The organism is Alteromonas antoniana (genome assembly GCF_019249295.1).
Classification (GTDB): domain Bacteria; phylum Pseudomonadota; class Gammaproteobacteria; order Enterobacterales; family Alteromonadaceae; genus Alteromonas; species Alteromonas antoniana.
Map to the genome: position 1 here is coordinate 14789 of NZ_JAESDH010000037.1, position 16959 is coordinate 31747.

The 16959-nt window shown below is 49.7% G+C and carries 11 protein-coding genes; 3 read left to right on the plus strand and 8 right to left on the minus strand.

The window, feature by feature from the left end; all coding sequences use genetic code 11:
• Positions 1-36: 36 nt before the first annotated feature.
• The 6 genes from JKP77_RS20465 to JKP77_RS20490 are packed head-to-tail and all read right to left on the minus strand — an operon-like array spanning position 37 to position 7134.
• Entirely contained in the window at positions 37-1764 is a 1728-nt protein-coding gene (locus JKP77_RS20465) for a BatD family protein (protein ID WP_218313031.1), read from the minus strand.
• On the minus strand, positions 1764-3692 hold the full coding sequence (locus JKP77_RS20470) for a vWA domain-containing protein (protein ID WP_218313032.1): 1929 nt from the start codon (positions 3690-3692) through the stop codon (positions 1764-1766). Before JKP77_RS20470 ends, JKP77_RS20465 begins: the two co-directional genes overlap by 1 nt.
• Positions 3689-4708, minus strand: coding sequence for a vWA domain-containing protein (locus JKP77_RS20475; RefSeq protein WP_218313033.1), 1020 nt, complete (start codon positions 4706-4708; stop codon positions 3689-3691). The genes JKP77_RS20470 and JKP77_RS20475 overlap by 4 nt, the downstream gene beginning before the upstream one ends.
• Complete coding sequence (locus JKP77_RS20480; RefSeq protein WP_218313034.1) at positions 4701-5207, minus strand: DUF4381 domain-containing protein; 507 nt, start codon at positions 5205-5207, stop codon at positions 4701-4703. Before JKP77_RS20480 ends, JKP77_RS20475 begins: the two co-directional genes overlap by 8 nt.
• Positions 5207-6169 (minus strand): DUF58 domain-containing protein, encoded by a 963-nt coding sequence (locus tag JKP77_RS20485; RefSeq protein ID WP_218313035.1) that lies wholly within the window; start codon positions 6167-6169, stop codon positions 5207-5209. The genes JKP77_RS20480 and JKP77_RS20485 overlap by 1 nt, the downstream gene beginning before the upstream one ends.
• A gap of 8 nt (positions 6170-6177) precedes the next feature.
• On the minus strand, positions 6178-7134 hold the full coding sequence (locus JKP77_RS20490; protein ID WP_218313036.1) for an AAA family ATPase: 957 nt from the start codon (positions 7132-7134) through the stop codon (positions 6178-6180).
• A gap of 237 nt (positions 7135-7371) precedes the next feature.
• On the opposite strand from JKP77_RS20490, the gene JKP77_RS20495 reads away from it, so the two are divergent.
• From JKP77_RS20495 to fadJ, 3 genes are all read left to right on the plus strand, one after another.
• On the plus strand, positions 7372-7569 hold the full coding sequence (locus JKP77_RS20495) for a hypothetical protein (RefSeq protein ID WP_218313037.1): 198 nt from the start codon (positions 7372-7374) through the stop codon (positions 7567-7569).
• A gap of 179 nt (positions 7570-7748) precedes the next feature.
• Positions 7749-9059, plus strand: coding sequence for an acetyl-CoA C-acyltransferase FadI (fadI, locus tag JKP77_RS20500; protein WP_218313038.1), 1311 nt, complete (start codon positions 7749-7751; stop codon positions 9057-9059).
• Positions 9059-11212, plus strand: a complete 2154-nt coding sequence (fadJ, locus tag JKP77_RS20505) for a fatty acid oxidation complex subunit alpha FadJ (protein WP_218313039.1) — start codon at positions 9059-9061, stop codon at positions 11210-11212. The genes fadI and fadJ overlap by 1 nt, the downstream gene beginning before the upstream one ends.
• A gap of 412 nt (positions 11213-11624) precedes the next feature.
• Here fadJ and JKP77_RS20510 read toward each other — a convergent pair whose 3' ends face one another.
• Positions 11625-11789: a hypothetical protein gene (locus tag JKP77_RS20510; protein ID WP_218313040.1), complete on the minus strand. Its 165-nt coding sequence runs from the start codon at positions 11787-11789 to the stop codon at positions 11625-11627.
• Between the two features lie 151 nt (positions 11790-11940).
• Positions 11941-16551, minus strand: a complete 4611-nt coding sequence (locus JKP77_RS20515; RefSeq protein WP_218313041.1) for an EAL domain-containing protein — start codon at positions 16549-16551, stop codon at positions 11941-11943.
• Positions 16552-16959 lie beyond the last annotated feature (408 nt).

A 16959-nucleotide genomic window follows, 5' to 3' on the forward strand; every position in this document is an offset into this window, starting at 1 on the left:
TATTGTTATTTTGTATTGGTTCGAGGCACGCGGTAACTATTTAACACCAGGATACAGTGACGGTAACAGGGTGCCCGTAGTATTTCTCTGTTGCTTAAACGTATTTCTGGCAACTTTCAGGTCACCTTTAAGTGACTTTTTATCCCACTGGCTGCGGCTATGGCCGTAACGGCTGGACAGCATGGCATTCATATGTTGTTGAACAGGATGCAGCGCTGGCTCTGTCGACATAGCTACATGAGCTTGCCGTCCAGGCAATATTGTAGCAACCCAGATTGTCAATGCCCGCTGTATGTCACCGACATTCTCTGTGGTATCGATGGTGCGCAGTAAGCGACGGTATGCGTCATCCTCTGAATTCGTGCTAACGCCGTTTGCATGCCGGGCAGGCAGGGTGCCGGCCAGCTTGCGGCGAAAATAGAGTGCAGTAGCCAGCCAGCCGATACAGGACGTAATCAACCCGGCCAGAAGATACAGATTTAGAGTATTCTCCGTTGACGGTGCGTCTACAGGAGGTGCTGCGCTGTTAACCTGCGTGTCAGTTTGCGGCCGCGACTCACTACTTGCTGCATCATCAACAAGTTGTTGCGCAGACGTTGAAGGCGACGAAGCGCCAGAAGCAGGAGCCACGGAAATGGTACGTGCCGGCAGCGTTGCCTTTTCTGTCTGACCAGTAAGCACGTTAAACCACGACACTGTGACATCAGGCAGTACGTACTGTCCCGGTTGCGTGGGAATAATCGCCTGTGATTCTACCCGTTGAGCGATCAGGGTGTTATCGCGCTCCACCGTAGTGGTATTTGCCTGATCCGGGTAGACTTTAAAATCCGGTGGGTAAAGCTGGGACAGCTCGGGTAATTGCTCTTCCACCACGCCCATTGCGGTCAGGGTAATCGTTCTGGTGATAGGTTCACCCACGGTCAGGGTTTCCCCTTCGGGCCATTCTTCATCAAGTTGCACGTACTCGCTGGGAAGCCAGTGATAGCTGATATTATCCGGCACGGCCTTGACCTCAATGCTGATATCCGGACCTACCCGGTTAACCTGTTGTGTTCGGTTGAAAAAACCAAACCGCTGGTTGGTATTCGGCGCGACCACTTCACCGGTAAAAACAGGACCCCGGATCGTAAAGCTCCCCGATTGTTGCGGGATGATGGCAAAATTGCGCTCTATAATCTGAAAGCGTTTGCCATCAACAATATCAGTATATTGCTTGTCATCACCAATCTGACGGACTTCGGCGTTTTCCAGCTCCGGTGACTGCAGTGCGCCCTGTTCAATTCGGGTCGCCAGATGGAGCTTGGCGGTGTAATGAATTTGCTGATGCAGGTACACCTCAGAGGTGTCGACGCTGGTGGTCACGAAGTAGTCTCTTGAGGCTTGTCCGCTGCCCTGAGAAACCGGAATAACCTCTATCTGAATGGGCTTTGTCTGTTTTCCTTCAATCGTAAACGCCGGGATCGTAAAGGTGCCGGTATTGCGGGGAAATAATGTGGTCGTCCACACGGTGGTCTGTGTGGAGCTGAAGTTCACGATAGATGTGCGGCTACTGACAGAGGTTCTGCCAACCACGAAATCTTTGAGAAGGGGAGAGCTGTCAAAGGCATCCCGGGACGCGTCACCCTGCGCCGTGACGGTAAGGCGGATCGCCTCATCAACCATCACCGGGTTGTTATCTACTGATGCCTCTACGGCTTCCACCTGGGCACAGGCAGCGCTGGCAAAAAACAGGCTGCTTATTAGCAGAAATAGTATCGTTCTCATTACCACTCTCTCTGATTCGTAGGCATGCGCTGGCGCCTGCGCTGCTGGGCTTCTAACTGCATTTTTCGCTTAAGCAGAAATGCGGGGTCGTCCGGTACCCGGCGCATCAGGTTATCCAGTCGTTGTTGAGCTTCTTTTTCTTCATCTGTTAATTCGCCCTGGGCGGCAGCCGACTGTGCTTGTTGCTGTGCGTCCTGCTCATCCTGCTGCTCAGCGGGTTGTGGCTCACCGTCCTGTTTCTGGTCATTCTGCTCTTGCGACTCATCCGCAGACTGCTCCTGTTCAGGCGACTGCTGGCCGTCATTGCTCTGCTCCGACTCGTTCTCACTTTGACTCTGCGAGTCGTTCTCACTATCAGAGGACGCAGCGTCGTTTTGCTCACCCTGCTGGTTCTGATCTTCACCATTTCCTTGCTGGGACGCGTCGCTGTTATCCTGGTTTTGCTGGTCCTGCTGCTGATCCTGATTATTCTGATCTTGTTGCTGTTGTTCCTGCTGTTCTTGCTGCTCTTTCAGTTTTTCCAGCAGCGCTTTATTTTCAGCTGCATCTTTATTGTCCGGTTGTTGCGCCAGTACCTCATTATACTTATCAATGGCCTCATCCAGTTTGCCCAGGCGAGCCAGTGCATTGCCCTGATTATACAGGGCGCCCGGCGTGTTCAGTTTTGAAAAAGACTCAAGTGCCGCCTCGTAGTTACCCGCTTTGTACTGTGCTGCTCCTTGCCATGAAGGATCATCAAAAAGTTCTGCTGCTTTGCCAAATTGTTGCTCTTTGAAGCTGGCAAGGCCTTCCTGATCGCGATTAAGAAACGGGGTTTCCCACCAGGGCAGGGAGGACTGAGCGGATGTCGCGGCGCTTTCAGTTTGCGCTGATACTGGTGGACTAAGCGGCATTAGCAGTGGCAGTAACATCACCACAATGACGCCTCGTCGAAACGCATAAGCGGCAAACGGTAATAGCACTAGCAACAAATACGGACCCAGTTCCTGCCACTGATCGCCGGCCCGATCGTCGGTAGGGCCGCTGTCTCCAGCCTGTCTTTGATTCAGTGAAAGAGAAGCAAGATAGGCAATGTCACTGTCATCCGGAGTGATACCGGTATACCGGCCGCCACCTGATTTTGCGACACCGCGAAGTAAGTCGTCATCCATCGTCGGTATAACAATGGCACCACTGGTCTGCTTCAGCAGTTCGCCGTTAATTTGCTTTATTGGTGCGCCATCCGCTGTGCCGACTCCCATTATGCTCACGTCGTAGGGCAGGCCCTGTACATAATCCTGCAGCTCGGTTTGCTGCTCTCTTTCAATGCCATCGGTTATCCAGAAAATACTGCCCTGGTTATATCCGGCCTGTTCCAGTAACTCTGCAGCGGTCTGTATGCCCAGTAGCGGGTCGCTACCTGCAACGGGCATAATCTCAGGGCTCAGACTGGGGAGCAGTGTGGTGAGATTACTGGCATCGGTGGTTAACGGGCTGATGACAAAGGCGTCACCGGCATAGGCGACCAGCCCCATCTCGCCCTCTCCAATCTCATTGATAAGATCGATGGCTTTGTATTTAGCACGAGTCAGACGATCCGGCGTGACATCGGTGGCGCGCATTGATAATGACATATCCAACACCAGAACATGGCCGGTGTTTAGCTGGTAAACCGGTTGCGGCAGTCTTTCCCACGTCGGGCCGGCCAGCGCAGTCACGGCAATCAGCCATCCGAATGCGAGTAGCCAGAAGGGAGGGCGGGTACCTTTGCCCGGCTTGCCCTCAGTCATGTACTGGTAGAGATGCGAGGACACCACACTTTGCCAGCCTGACTGGCGTTGCCGCCAGTGACGCACAATAAAAAACAGGATCGCCAGCGGCACCAATGCAACAAACCACTCAGGCCGTAAAAAATGAAACTGTGCCAGTTGTGATAACTCAAATGTCATTGGGAACCTCCGACAGGGCGGCCTGAAAACAGTCGCTTCATCAGTGTGTTCAGTACGTAACCCAAAAGAGGAAGCACTGACAGAAGTAATGCTGCTGCCAGCGGATAATGAAATAAGGCTGTCAGGGGGCGCATTTTACGGCTTTCGCCTTCTATTGGCTCCAGTCTGTCTAGCGTCTGGTAAATTGACTCGAGTTCCTCAACATCCCGCGCTCTGAAATATTCACCGCCTGTTGCGTTGGCGATATCCGTTAACATGCCTTCGTCCAGCTCCTGTGAAGGGTTAATCTGGCGGCTGCCAAAAAAGCTCTGTACCAGCATACGATCTGCACCAACCCCGATAGTGTACACCGTTACGCCCTTGTTCACGGCGAGTTCTTTGGCCTGCTCAGGGGTGATGTTGCCTGCGGTATTCTGACCATCGGTAAGCAGAATAAGCACTTTATTGGACTCTTCTTTTTCATCAAAACGTTTTACAGCCAGACCGATGGCGTCTCCGATAGCGGTCTGTTCGCCGACCAGACCAATGACAGACTCATCCAGCAGTGTGGCAACGGTTTCTCTGTCATACGTTAGCGGCGCCTGAACATAGGCTGTGTCTGCGAACAAAATCAGCCCCAGGCGGTCGCCGACGCGGCGCTTGATGAAATCGTCAAGTACTGACTTCGTCATTGTCAGTCGGTTCACCTGACGGCCGCCCAACGACATATCATCAATTTTCATACTGCCGGACAAATCAACCGCCAGCATCATTTCGCGACCTTCATCAGGGATGCTGACAGGTTCGCCAAGCCATTGCGGACGGGCGCAGGCAACTACCAGTAAAATCCATACCATCACGGCCAGTAAGCTACGCCAGCGGCTTCTGCCAATTCTGAGCGTGGATGACTCATGGTCCGGACGTACCCCCGGCACTTTCAGTGCGACATGCTGGGCTTGTGCACGAGATGGCAGCAGTAACATCAACAGCGGGAGCGGTAAAGCGAACAGCACCCACCACCAGGCAAACTCAAACATGCTGATACTCCTCCAGATGAGAGAAGCGGGCACGCTTAAGCCATTGACTACAGGCGCGATGTACCGTGGTAAAGTCGTTGCTGTCAGGTGGTAGTGCCTGATAGCGCAAGTCTGAAAGGCGCTTCAGTCCCGGCGTTGCCGTCCTGGCAGTCGAATTCGGTAACGCGTCTTTGAGAAACTGCTGCCATTTGTCTCCATATAAAGACGCCACGGCCTCCTGGGAGCAGTACGCCATCGCCGTACGTTTTAGCACGGCGTTCAGTCTGGCAGGCCAGTTTTCGGTATCCGCGGTAATGGAAGTTAGCTCTTTCTGCGCCATTCTGCGTGCGCGCTGGTGACGGTGCTTTCTTACTGCAATCACAATCAGAGCAATCAAAATAATGGCTGCCAGCGCGATCACCAGCCACCAGCCCCAGTCCAGTGGCCAGTAGCTGACATCCGGTGGCGTATGGATATCGTTAAGTTGAGCCAGTGGGTCTTGTTGAGGTACGCCCTGCATCAGCGAAGTCCTCTATGAAGTTCAAGTAGCTGGTCATCCAGGCTAAGGCCCGCGCTGACATGATGATGGCTTACCCGCGAGCGGGAAAAGGCGGCTGCAATTGCTGACTCCTGTTGCTCACGCCATTGTCGGTAGGCAGCCATTTCCTGTTTATCTCCTAACATCCAGGTCTGCTGCGCGTGACCATCGGTCACGTTGACGGGCTGGACGATGCTGGTATCAGGCAATGCGTGCTCCATAGGATCGGTTATCTCCACCGCATTTACTTCACAGTGGCGGGATAACTGACTGATATGTTGTTGTGACGCCTCAGACAGATGTTGAAAATCAGAAATCAGGTATACCAGACTTCCCGGACGAGCGAGACGACGTGCCCGGGCGCAAACGTCGGTAAAGGCCGCTGTCTGGGCTTGCTCATCGGCTTGCGCGTTAATGCTGTGTTGCTGCAGCGTGATAAGTTCATGACAAATATTCAGTACAGCACGCTTGCGGGACAGGGGTTTGCATTCCCGGTGCTTACCTGAGGAAAACAGCAGTGCGCCTACTTTATCTCCGCGCGTGGCGGCAGACCAGCTGATCAACGATGTCAGGTGAGCCGCCTGCACGGCCTTGGTCAGCAGACGGGTTCCAAACTGCATTGAAGGCGACAGGTCACACAGTATAAACACTGGGCGTTCACGCTCTTCACGGTAGATCTTTGTGTGTGTTTTTCCGGTTCGGGCGGTGACTCGCCAGTCTATAGCACGGATGTCGTCACCGGCCTGGTAATGACGTGCTTCGTCAAACTCCATTCCCCGGCCTTTATGCCGGGTCAGGTAACTGCCGGCCAGTCGCGCCTGTGGTGTCCGTTTGGGCGTTAAATCCATGAGCCGGGTCAGCTGCTGATAGCGCAGCAGCTCAGCAACGCTAAGATTGAGTCCGTCAGTTACCAGCTTAGTCAGATTTTCCTGAATTGATTGCATAATGGTTATCAGGGTACGGCAACAGTCGCGACAATCTTATCTAAAACCTGGTTGGCGGTGATCCCCTCGGCTTCGGCCTGATAGGACAAAATAATACGATGGCGAAGCACGTTGTGAACCACGGCCTGAATATCATCCGGGCCCACAAAATCGCGGCCACTTAGCCATGCATGGGCGCGGGCACAGCGATCCAGACTGATTGTGGCACGCGGGCTGGCGCCAAACTCGATCCAGCTGGCCATGCTTTCATCAAACTGTCCAGGGCTGCGTGTCGCGATCACCAGTTGAACCAGATATTGCTCTAACTCAGGCGCCATATAGAGCGCCAGTGCGGCGTTTCGGGCGGCAAAAATATCCTCCTGTGACAGAGAGGGAGGCGAGACCGGATTTTGCTTTAGCTCTTCGTCCCGGGTAAGTCGGAGGATTTGCAGCTCTGTTTCCGCCTGGGGGTAATCAATCTCAACATGCATTAAAAAACGGTCAAGCTGTGCTTCTGGTAAGGGGTAGGTTCCTTCCTGCTCGAGCGGGTTCTGGGTTGCCATCACCATAAACAGCGCAGGCAGTGGGTAGGTTTTGTTACCCACAGTAATCTGCCGCTCGGCCATGGCTTCCAACAGAGCAGACTGCACTTTTGCCGGCGCCCGGTTAATTTCGTCAGCCAGCACAAGATTATGAAACAATGGACCTTGCTGGAAAATAAACTCGCCGGTTTCGGGCCGGTAAATATCGGTACCGGTTAAGTCGGCAGGAAGCAAATCAGGCGTAAACTGCACGCGATGAAAATCTCCGTCCATGCCGTTTGCTAACGCGTTTATGGCACGGGTTTTCGCCAGCCCGGGAGGGCCTTCTACTAATAAATGTCCATCAGCAAGTAACGCGATCAACAGGCTTCGTGTCAGTGCCTGTTGTCCAATAATTTGCGAATCCAGATACGTTTGCAATTGTTTAAATTGCTCTGCTGCCATTGCGTTAATCCTGTTTGATTTATTCTATTTATGTTACCAGGGGGAAGGTGTGATGTTGTCCTGTTCGTTCGTGATACCAGCAATCAGCATCGCAAACGAACCTGCCGCGGCATTTCCCTGCAAACCTTTGCAAAAGCATGCTGTTCGTACTAACCGATAACAGCTCATCGTTGCGCAGGTTAGCAAATTCGGTAGTCTTAGCGTTCTCTGATTTACTCTTTAGTCAGGCAATCGCCAGTGAGGAGTTATCACCCGGCATCTGGCCTGGAAGACCACGGACTGCATTACCTCTTCCCAGATGGTAACGTCAATGCGTTACAGACTATCAAACTCATATATGGTTCCCTGTCTAATCTTCAAGTCGTTGAATGCACCTATTTTTGCGATGATGTGATCGCGATGGTGTTCTGGACGGTAACCGATCCACAGGCGTAAATCACGCTTACAGTGTAAGTTTATCAATGTAGCCATTACCAGGTTCGGGTTGTAACAAGGTCTTTCATTTTCATGAACGTCACGCAAAGGCCAGATATTTGCTATTTTGTTCATTGTTTGTAAAAATCGGCAATCATTACAGGTCAGACCACTTAAGTGGCATTTAACACAGGTGCAATATGGCAGCAAAACAATCAGTAACCACACGAGGCGGTGACCGCATTGCCATCGTAGCAGGACTCAGAACGCCGTTCGCAAAAATGGCGACCTATTTCCACGGCGTCCCAGCCGTCGATTTGGGGAAGATGGTCGTTAATGAAATGATGATTCGTCACGGCGTGAAACCTGAATGGATCGACCAGGTGGTTTACGGTCAGGTTGTTCAAATGCCGGAAGCTCCAAATATTGCCCGTGAAATCGTACTGGGGACCGGTATGAATGTGCACACGGATGCCTACAGCGTTTCGCGTGCGTGCGCGACCAGCTTCCAGTCAACTGTGAACATCGCTGAAAGTATGATGGCTGGCAATATTCAGGTAGGTATTGCCGGCGGCGCAGACTCTACGTCCGTATCGCCGATTGGCGTATCTAAGAATCTCGCGCGTGCGCTGGTCGATTTGCAGAAAGCGAAGACGCTTGGGCAGAAATGGAACATCTTTAAGCGTCTGGGCTTTAAAGATTTATTACCTGTTCCGCCTGCTGTTGCTGAATATTCAACCGGATTGTCGATGGGACAAACCGCAGAGCAAATGGCCAAAACCCACGAAATCTCGCGCGAAGAGCAGGATAAACTAGCGCATCGCTCACATACACTTGCGGCAAAAAGCTGGGAAGAAGGTAAGCTGGATAACGAAGTGATGACCGCTTACGCAGAGCCCTTTAAAGGGGCGCTGGAAAAAGACAACAACGTACGTTTTGATTCCTCTCTTGAGGGCTACGCGAAACCGCGTCCGGTGTTTGACAAGAAATATGGCTCGGTGACAGCAGCGAATGCCACACCATTGACAGATGGCGCGTCAGCGGTGCTGATGATGACCGAAAGCCGTGCCAAAGAGCTCGGCTACACGCCGCTAGGCTACATTAAGAGCTACTCATTTGCCGCCATAGATGTGTGGGAAGACATGCTGATGGGCCCGTCATATGCTACGCCAATCGCGCTGGACCGTGCGGGTATGACGCTCAATGATCTTACGCTTATCGAAATGCATGAAGCCTTTGCTGCGCAGACGCTGGCCAATATCAAAATGTTCGCCAGCGACAAGTTTGCGAAAGAAAAGCTGGGCCGTGACAAGGCAACCGGTGAAATTGATATGGACAAGTTCAACGTAATGGGAAGCTCGATTGCTTATGGCCATCCGTTTGCCGCTACGGGTACACGTATGATCACACAGATGCTGAACGAACTGAATCGTCGCGGCGGTGGAACGGGTCTGCTTACCGCGTGTGCCGCTGGTGGTCTGGGTGCAGCAATGATTGTGGAGACGGAATAATGACGCAGGAAACTAACAAAGAGAATGCAGCAACAGGCTCTGGTGCCTTCACGCTGACGAAAAAAGACAACGGCGTGGCAATACTGACCATGGACGTTCCCGGCGAATCAATGAATACGCTGAAAGCCGAGTTTGGTGACGAAATTTCCGCCATGCTTGATGAAATCGATGCGGATAAAAGTATTAAGGGCGTGGTACTTGCCAGCGGTAAGTCTTCATCGTTCGTAGCCGGCGCTGACATTAGCATGCTGGCAGCGTGTAAAACGGAAGAAGATGCGCGAGCCCTGGCCACAGGTGGTCAGGAAGTCTTTGACCGCATCGAACGTATGCGTGCGACCTTCGTGGCGGCAATCCACGGACCTGCGTTAGGTGGTGGACTGGAGCTGGCATTGGCATGTCACTACCGTGTTTGTTCAGATGCGTCAGCGACACAGGTAGGCTTACCAGAAGTGCAGCTGGGTCTGTTGCCCGGCAGTGGTGGAACTCAGCGTCTGCCTCGCCTGATTGGTGTTCAGCAGGCAATGAAGATGATGCTGACAGGCTCTCCTGCACGCGCAAAGCAAGCCAAAAAATACGGCATAGTAGATGATATGGTGCCGCTGAGTGTGTTGATGGATGTCGCTGAAAAGTATGCACTGAAGTCTAAGCCAGAACGTGAAAAACCGCAGAAAAGCTGGATGAACAAAGCGCTGGAACTGACTGGTCCCGGCAAGAGCATCATGTTCAAAAAGGCGCGTGAGCAAACCCTGTCTAAGACAAAAGGAAACTATCCTGCACCGGCGTATATTATCGACGTTATCGAAACTGGCATGGATGAAGGTATGCAGGCTGGTTTAAAAGCGGAAGCAGAAGCGTTCGGTAAACTGGTGATGACGCCGGAGTCTTATCAGCTGCGTCAGATATTCTTCGCAACAACAGACATGAAAAAAGAAAACGGTGTCAAAGGCGTCAAGCCTGCCACCGTGAATAAAGTAGGCGTCCTTGGCGGTGGCCTCATGGGCGGCGGCATAGCGTACGTGACAGCAACCAAAGCCGGTAAACCCGTGCGTATTAAAGACGTGCGGGCGGAAGGTATCGCGAATGCCATGAAGTACAGCTACGACTTGCTAAATAAGAAGGTGAAGAAGCGCTTCATGCGTAAAACGGAAATGCAGAAGCAAATGGCTCTGCTTACCGGCACATTGGATTATAATGGTTTGCAGGACGCAGATATTGTCGTAGAAGCGGTGTTTGAAGATCTGGATTTGAAGCAAACTATGGTGGCTGATGTGGAAAATCACTGTCAGCAAAGCACCATTTTTGCTTCAAACACATCATCGATTCCGATCACGCAGATTGCCGCGAAAGCTGAGCGTCCGGAAAACGTTATCGGACTTCATTATTTCTCGCCCGTAGACAAAATGCCGTTAGCAGAAGTTATCGCGCACGAGAAAACCTCTGATCAGACTATTTCGACTACCGTAGAGTTTGCTAAGAAACAGGGCAAAACGCCGGTTGTTGTGAAAGACGGTGCAGGTTTCTATGTTAACCGCATTCTGGCGCCTTACATGAACGAGGCGGCCAACCTGATCCTGGAAGGAGAGCCAATTGAGCACATCGATAAGTCGCTGGTGAAATTTGGCTTCCCTGTAGGCCCTGTGAAACTGCTTGATGAAGTGGGTATTGATGTGGGGACCAAGATCATTCCTTTCCTTGTAGAGGAGTTTGGAGAGCGATTTACAGCACCTGCCGCATTCGACAAAGTGTTGAACGATGGTAGGAAAGGTAAGAAAAATAAAAAGGGCTTTTATCTTTATGAGGGCAAAAAGCCGGGTAAGGAAGTTGATGAAAGCATTTACAGCCTGCTTGGATTATCCCCATCCTCGAAGCTCAGTGAAAAAGAAGTGGCTGAACGCTGTGTAATGATGATGCTCAATGAAGCTGCTCGCTGTCTGGATGAAGGTGTGATCCGAAACGCTCGCGACGGCGATATTGGTGCTATCTTTGGCATTGGCTTTCCACCATTCCTTGGTGGGCCGTTCCGCTATATGGATACGCTGGGTATTCGTCATGTGGTTTCGCGTCTTGAGCACTACGCATCGACTGTTGGCGAAAAGTACGCGCCAGCAGATGTGTTAGTAAAAATGGCAGAAAACGATCAGACCTTTTACTAAAATGTAATGAAAATGTAAAAAAACCGGGATTTTCCCGGTTTTTTTATGCGTAATCCATAAAAGTGCTGGTTTATTGACCAGGAATCATTACAATCGCCGCGGTTGATTTTTTGCTCGTCAATTATTTGACAATGCTTTCATTTACTTAGCTTGAGGGTGAAGTTTTGCTGTTATATTTCGTCATTACGCTATTGAGTAGTTTGTTTTTCTATGTTGAAGCGTTTAAAAGTGGCATGAACCCGCGTCTATGGGCGCTGTGCGGTATTGTTCTTGGCCCGGCCCTGCTACCTATGTTTTCCATCCAGCGCCACATAGCGTGGCGTAGAGACGCCGGATTTAACAACCTGTACTTGCAGGCATAAAAAAAGAGAGCCGATGGCTCTCTTTCAAGAAATCCTTTTTGACAAAAGCATTAAAAGCCGATGCCAGTTCCGTTACCTGTTTTAGGACGGAAAGCTTGCGGTTGTGTAACCACTTCCTTTTGCTTAGCTGGAGCTTTCTCCGCACTTTCTTGTTTATCCGTAGCAACCGGTGCTGATGTAGATAACGCTAGTGCGACTGCATATGCTTTCAACATAACTCATTCCTCTGATTCATTATTTTTTTGAACAAAACAAACAAAACCGACTGTTAAGGAACTTGCCGGTCAATCAGAGTAATGCGATTAGCGTGCCAAAAAATATAATCTTTGTTTTTCAGTGAGTTACGGGTGTTGCGTCAAAATGCAGTCACAGGCTTGATTGCCCGATGAGGTGATGGAGCTTCTGATTTTCTTTAAGCAGTTTTTCGAAGCGCTCGGCGTTAAGCGGCTTACTGTACAGGTAGCCCTGAAGCATCTCACAGTCATAGCGGCGCAGAATGGTTAATTGCTTCTCTTCTTCCACGCCTTCAGCCACGACTTTCAAGCCAAGGTTGTGTGCGATATTGATGATGGCGGCAGCCATATGTCTGTCTACGCTGCTCTCAGCGATATCGTCAATAAACGCTTTATCGATTTTCAGTGTATTTAGCGGGAAGCGCTTAAGGTAGGCGAGGGAAGAGTAGCCCGTACCAAAATCATCCAGTGCCAGATGGATACCACGCTCACGCAGGCGCTCCATCATTTTAAGACCCGCCTCCGGATTCTCCATTAGCGTACCTTCGGTAATTTCACATTCAAGATGTAACGGCGACAAGCCTACTTCTGCAAGAATTTTATCGATGCGATCATCAAGGTCAGGAAGCTCAAATTGTTTTACAGAGATGTTTACTGCAACACGGCCACTGAACAAACCCTGGTTTACCCAACGCTTGGTGTCTGCACATGCTTTGCGTAATACCTGTTCACCTATCTCAATGATTTGTCCGGTCTGCTCTGCCAGCGGGATAAATTGTCCCGGGCTGACGATACCTTTGTGCGGATGCTCAAAACGGACCAAAGCCTCCATACTCACCAGTTTACCGGACGCGATATCGACTTTGGGTTGATAGTAAACGGTAAACAAGTCGTCTTTGATACCCTGACGGATAAGGTTTTCGATTTGCAGTTGCCTAACCGCATTCTGGTTCATTTCGCCACTGAAGAACTGGTAGCTGTTGCCGCCATTGTTCTTTGCAAAGTACATGGCAGTATCTGCGTTTTTCAGCATCTCCTGAGGTGTGTTGCCATCGTCAGGATAAAAGGCAATGCCGATACTGGCACCCAGCACGAACTCTTGCTTATTAATGATAAACGGGCGGGAGAGGGTATCCAGAACACTCTGGGCGTAATGTGTAATCGTGTGGATGTCGGAATAGTCCTCCATCAGCACACTGAATTCATCGCCACCCAGACGATAACAGGTTGCGTCTTTTCCGGTAATACGCTGGATCCGTTTGGCAATCTGTTTTATCAGTATGTCGCCTGTTTGGTGACCCAGCGAGTCATTGATCTTCTTAAAGTTGTCCATGTCCAGGCAGAGCAGGGTATGGGGTACTGCTTTTCTGACAAGGTTATTGTGGCTTGCCTGGAAGAAAGAGCGATTAGGCAAGTCTGTCAGAGGATCTGTGTTTGCCAGTTTAAGCAGTTCTTTCTCAGTACTCTTACGAGACGTGATATCAGAGAATACGCCTACGAAGTGACTGATTTTGCCGTCTTCATCATGAACCGCATCAATATTCAGTTCCATTTCATAGCGTTCACCGTTCACCCGGGTCGATTCGACTTCGCCTGACCAGTTGCTTTTGGTGCGCAGCGTCTTTTTGATTTCTTCTGTAAAGGCTTCAGGGTACTGATGGAAATACATGTAGCTGGCGAGAGCCTGATCACGCGTCTCGCCGGTATAGTTACAATACGCGTTATTAACCGAAATAAATTTAAACTGAGTATTGGTGATAAACACACCTTCAGAAATATTTTCAATGGAGCGCTTAAACAGATTCAGTTGCTCTTCTGCTTCTTTGAGGTGATGGATATTCTTCAGTGTTCCTGTCATACGGACAGGCTGATTGTTGTGGTCACGCTGTACGACTTTGCCGCGGTCCAGGATCCAGATCCATTTGTTCTTAAACGTACGCGCCCGGTACGCCAGTTCGAAGAATTCTGTTTTCCCAGCCAGATGGGCCTTCAGGGCCTCCTGCACACGGACGATGTCATTGGGGTGAATATTGGCATCGTAGGACGAATTTGTCCGGATATTGTCTTGCGGAAAGTCCAGTGTGCCCCAGGTATTTGCTCGATACACTTGTCCGCGATAGACATCCCAGTCCCAGAGTTCATCACCAGAGCTCCAGAGCGTAAGCTTGAGACGCTCCTCAGACTCGTAAATAGCCTGCTGATTTGTTTTGCGGATCTGGTATTGCCGGATGATGTAAATCAGAGCAACGGTTAATACCAGCGCGTAAAACCCTAATGCCACAGTGTGGAGCCAGGGCGGGCGAGCCACGTAAATATCTAACGTCCGGCTTTCAGACCATTGTTTACCAGACTCTTTTGCCTGCACCTCGAAAACATAATGACCAAACGACAGATTATTAAACTGTGCTGTCCGGGCTTTGTCTGCCGGCAGCCAGGCATCGTCATAGCCAACCAGTCGGTATTGGTGTTTAACGGTATCTTTGTTTAGCGGGTTCAACAGTCCGAAGGAAATTGAAAAGCGTGTTTCATCATATTTAACATGCTCTTCCTGTTTGTAAGTAATGTTTGATACTTTTGTCTCTCCTTCCTGAGGCTGCTGCTCGGAGACTTCAGCGTTACTTTGCTTTTGACCAAAAATAGTAAACTCAAACAGTTGAGGAGAACGGGTCTTTTGCTCATTTGTGATCTCAGAACTATCCTGGGTTTCAATTAAAACAGAGTTGAAACCGCGGTTCCCACCAAACAAAATAGTATTGCCTGGAGTGACCGTTACAGCGCCTTCATTCAGGGAGTTATAGCTCAGGTGGGCTTTGTTCAGTCTCTCTACAACCTGAAGAGTAGACAGATCTACGACATTTACTCCCTGGTTGTCCGCATACCAGATAAAGTTCCCGTAACCTACCGAGGAAAATATGAAACCGCCTTCATTCCGGGACTGCTTTTTAATAACTTTCAGATTGCGTTTGCTGACCTTGTAGATTCCGTCGGAACGAGTTGTTACCCAGAAATTATCACTGGTTTGATAGACCGAAATAGCGCGAGATTTAAGTCCATCCTGCGCGCCTAAGGTTTTTACCACCTCGTTACGCTGAATGTTGAAAAGGCTAATACCATCGTCGTTTGATAACCAAAGTCGGTTAGCATCGTCTTTAAAAATAGGTAGCGGTAATGAAACGTCGGAATCTTCTGTGTCACGAATTGCTGAACTGGAGAACTCACTGTAATACTCAATGAACTGGTCAGAATTATTACTAAGATATTGTTGCAGAAGGTTTGTCTGAACGGACACAAGCCCCTTTTTATCTAGCCATATCCAGAGCCGGTTTCCATCAAAATACTGGCGGTCTACGAAAACACCTTCAAAAAGACGGGTAAGCAGTTGCATTTGTTCATTTTGATATTCGAATGCAAGCAACCCTTCAGATGTTGCAACCCAATAGACACCATACTTATCGATGTCTAAGTCCCAAAAAGAGATACTTTTGTCAGCAAACTCTGTGAGGTAATAATCAATTTTACCCGTTGCTGGGTCATACTTTCCTAACCCATGCCCCTGTGTTGCTACCCATGTATGGCCTTCATGGTCAGTATCCAGTCCCCAAATCGTAGCGCCACTAACGGTATCCTGAAAATCTCCCAGGTTAGAGATAAGTTTTTGGTTTCTTTTTTCGGGGTGGTAGCGGAATAAACCTTGGTAGGTGCCCAACCACAAACCGTCTGTAGAATCTTTAAAAATGCTGGGGATAAACTCTTGCGTGAGACCGGTAATCTCACCATATTCACTATTTACATGTATGACACCGGAAACGCTGGATGCTTGGTTGCCCTGGGTAAGTTCGAGGATGAACAATCCCTTGTCAGTCCCAGCCCATACGGTGGAGTTCAGCTTTTGCAAAGACACAACTTTAAGAGGCTCATGCTCAGAAAAATGTGCTTGATGTACAGCTTCACTCACATTGCCACTGGCAGAGACAACTTTTATACCCTCATCCGTCGCCAGCCAGTACTCTCCTTTGATAACTTCGATATCAAACAAAGAATTAGCACTAATATTAATACCCCAAGGGTTCACTTTCGATGCATTATAAAGTCGGTTTTCTTCTTTCGAGTAAATGTAGGCGCCGCCATCACTCGTGCCAATCCAAATGCGGTTAACTTCATCAAAAAGCACTCTTACCCGCTCTCGCTGCGGAATTCTGATGTTTTCGTTTATCAGAGCGATTTTTCCGCTTTTTTGATCCCTTTCGTAGATGAAGTTCTTGCGGTCTGAAAATATGATATTGCCGTCAGCCGTCCCGGCAATTTCAATAATGTCATTGGAGCGCACTGCAGAGTTTTCAGAGTTGAAAACTTCGAAGTTGTCTGTTTCTGGAATGTATCTGGCTAACCCGTTAAATGTAGCCACCCAAAGCGTGCCGGATTCATCAACATGGAGTGCCCGAATTAAGCCGGAAGGGACAGAGTGAGGATTAGTATCTGACTCAAAATAATGCTTAGTGTCGTAGCCCGAATAGCGGTTCAGACCGCTCATCGTGGCTATCCATATATAGCCTTTCGAGTCTTCTGCGATGTCGAAAATGGTGGTGTCTGACAGGGCGTCGTCCGGAAGTCCTTCTCTGCCTACAAGCTGCCCGACTTCGGTGAACTGGAAGTCAGTAATTTCCACAGCATGCACAGCACTGTCTAGCGTGCTGAAAAAAATGCACAGAAATAGTAATACTGAACGAATGAGTGTTGAGCGCACCAATACACCTTCGGCATGATTGCCGTATTTTTTTATAATTTATTCTAGTAATTTTTCGGCTGCATCCGTTCAGACCGAACCACCAATATGCCCAATTACCGCCGGTGCTACAAGGACTTTTTCGGCCTGCGGCCTGTATCCGGAGAAATGTTATACAATTGGTTTGTTGTTCTCGCGTTATCGTCACGTTATTTACATTTTTAGCGCAAATCGAAGTGCGACAGACATATTGAAGCACTCGCGCGTTAGGAGTGGTCTGCTGAACGCTGTCAAAGATGCACATGAAGTCGCTTCAACCCTGTCGCTTGAGTGAATAAATGGCTAAGTCTTTGCCGCGGATTCAACTCCGAAGTGCACCACTCGCTAAATTAAGCTGTTCTTCGTAATTCATTGAAGACCACCGATGGT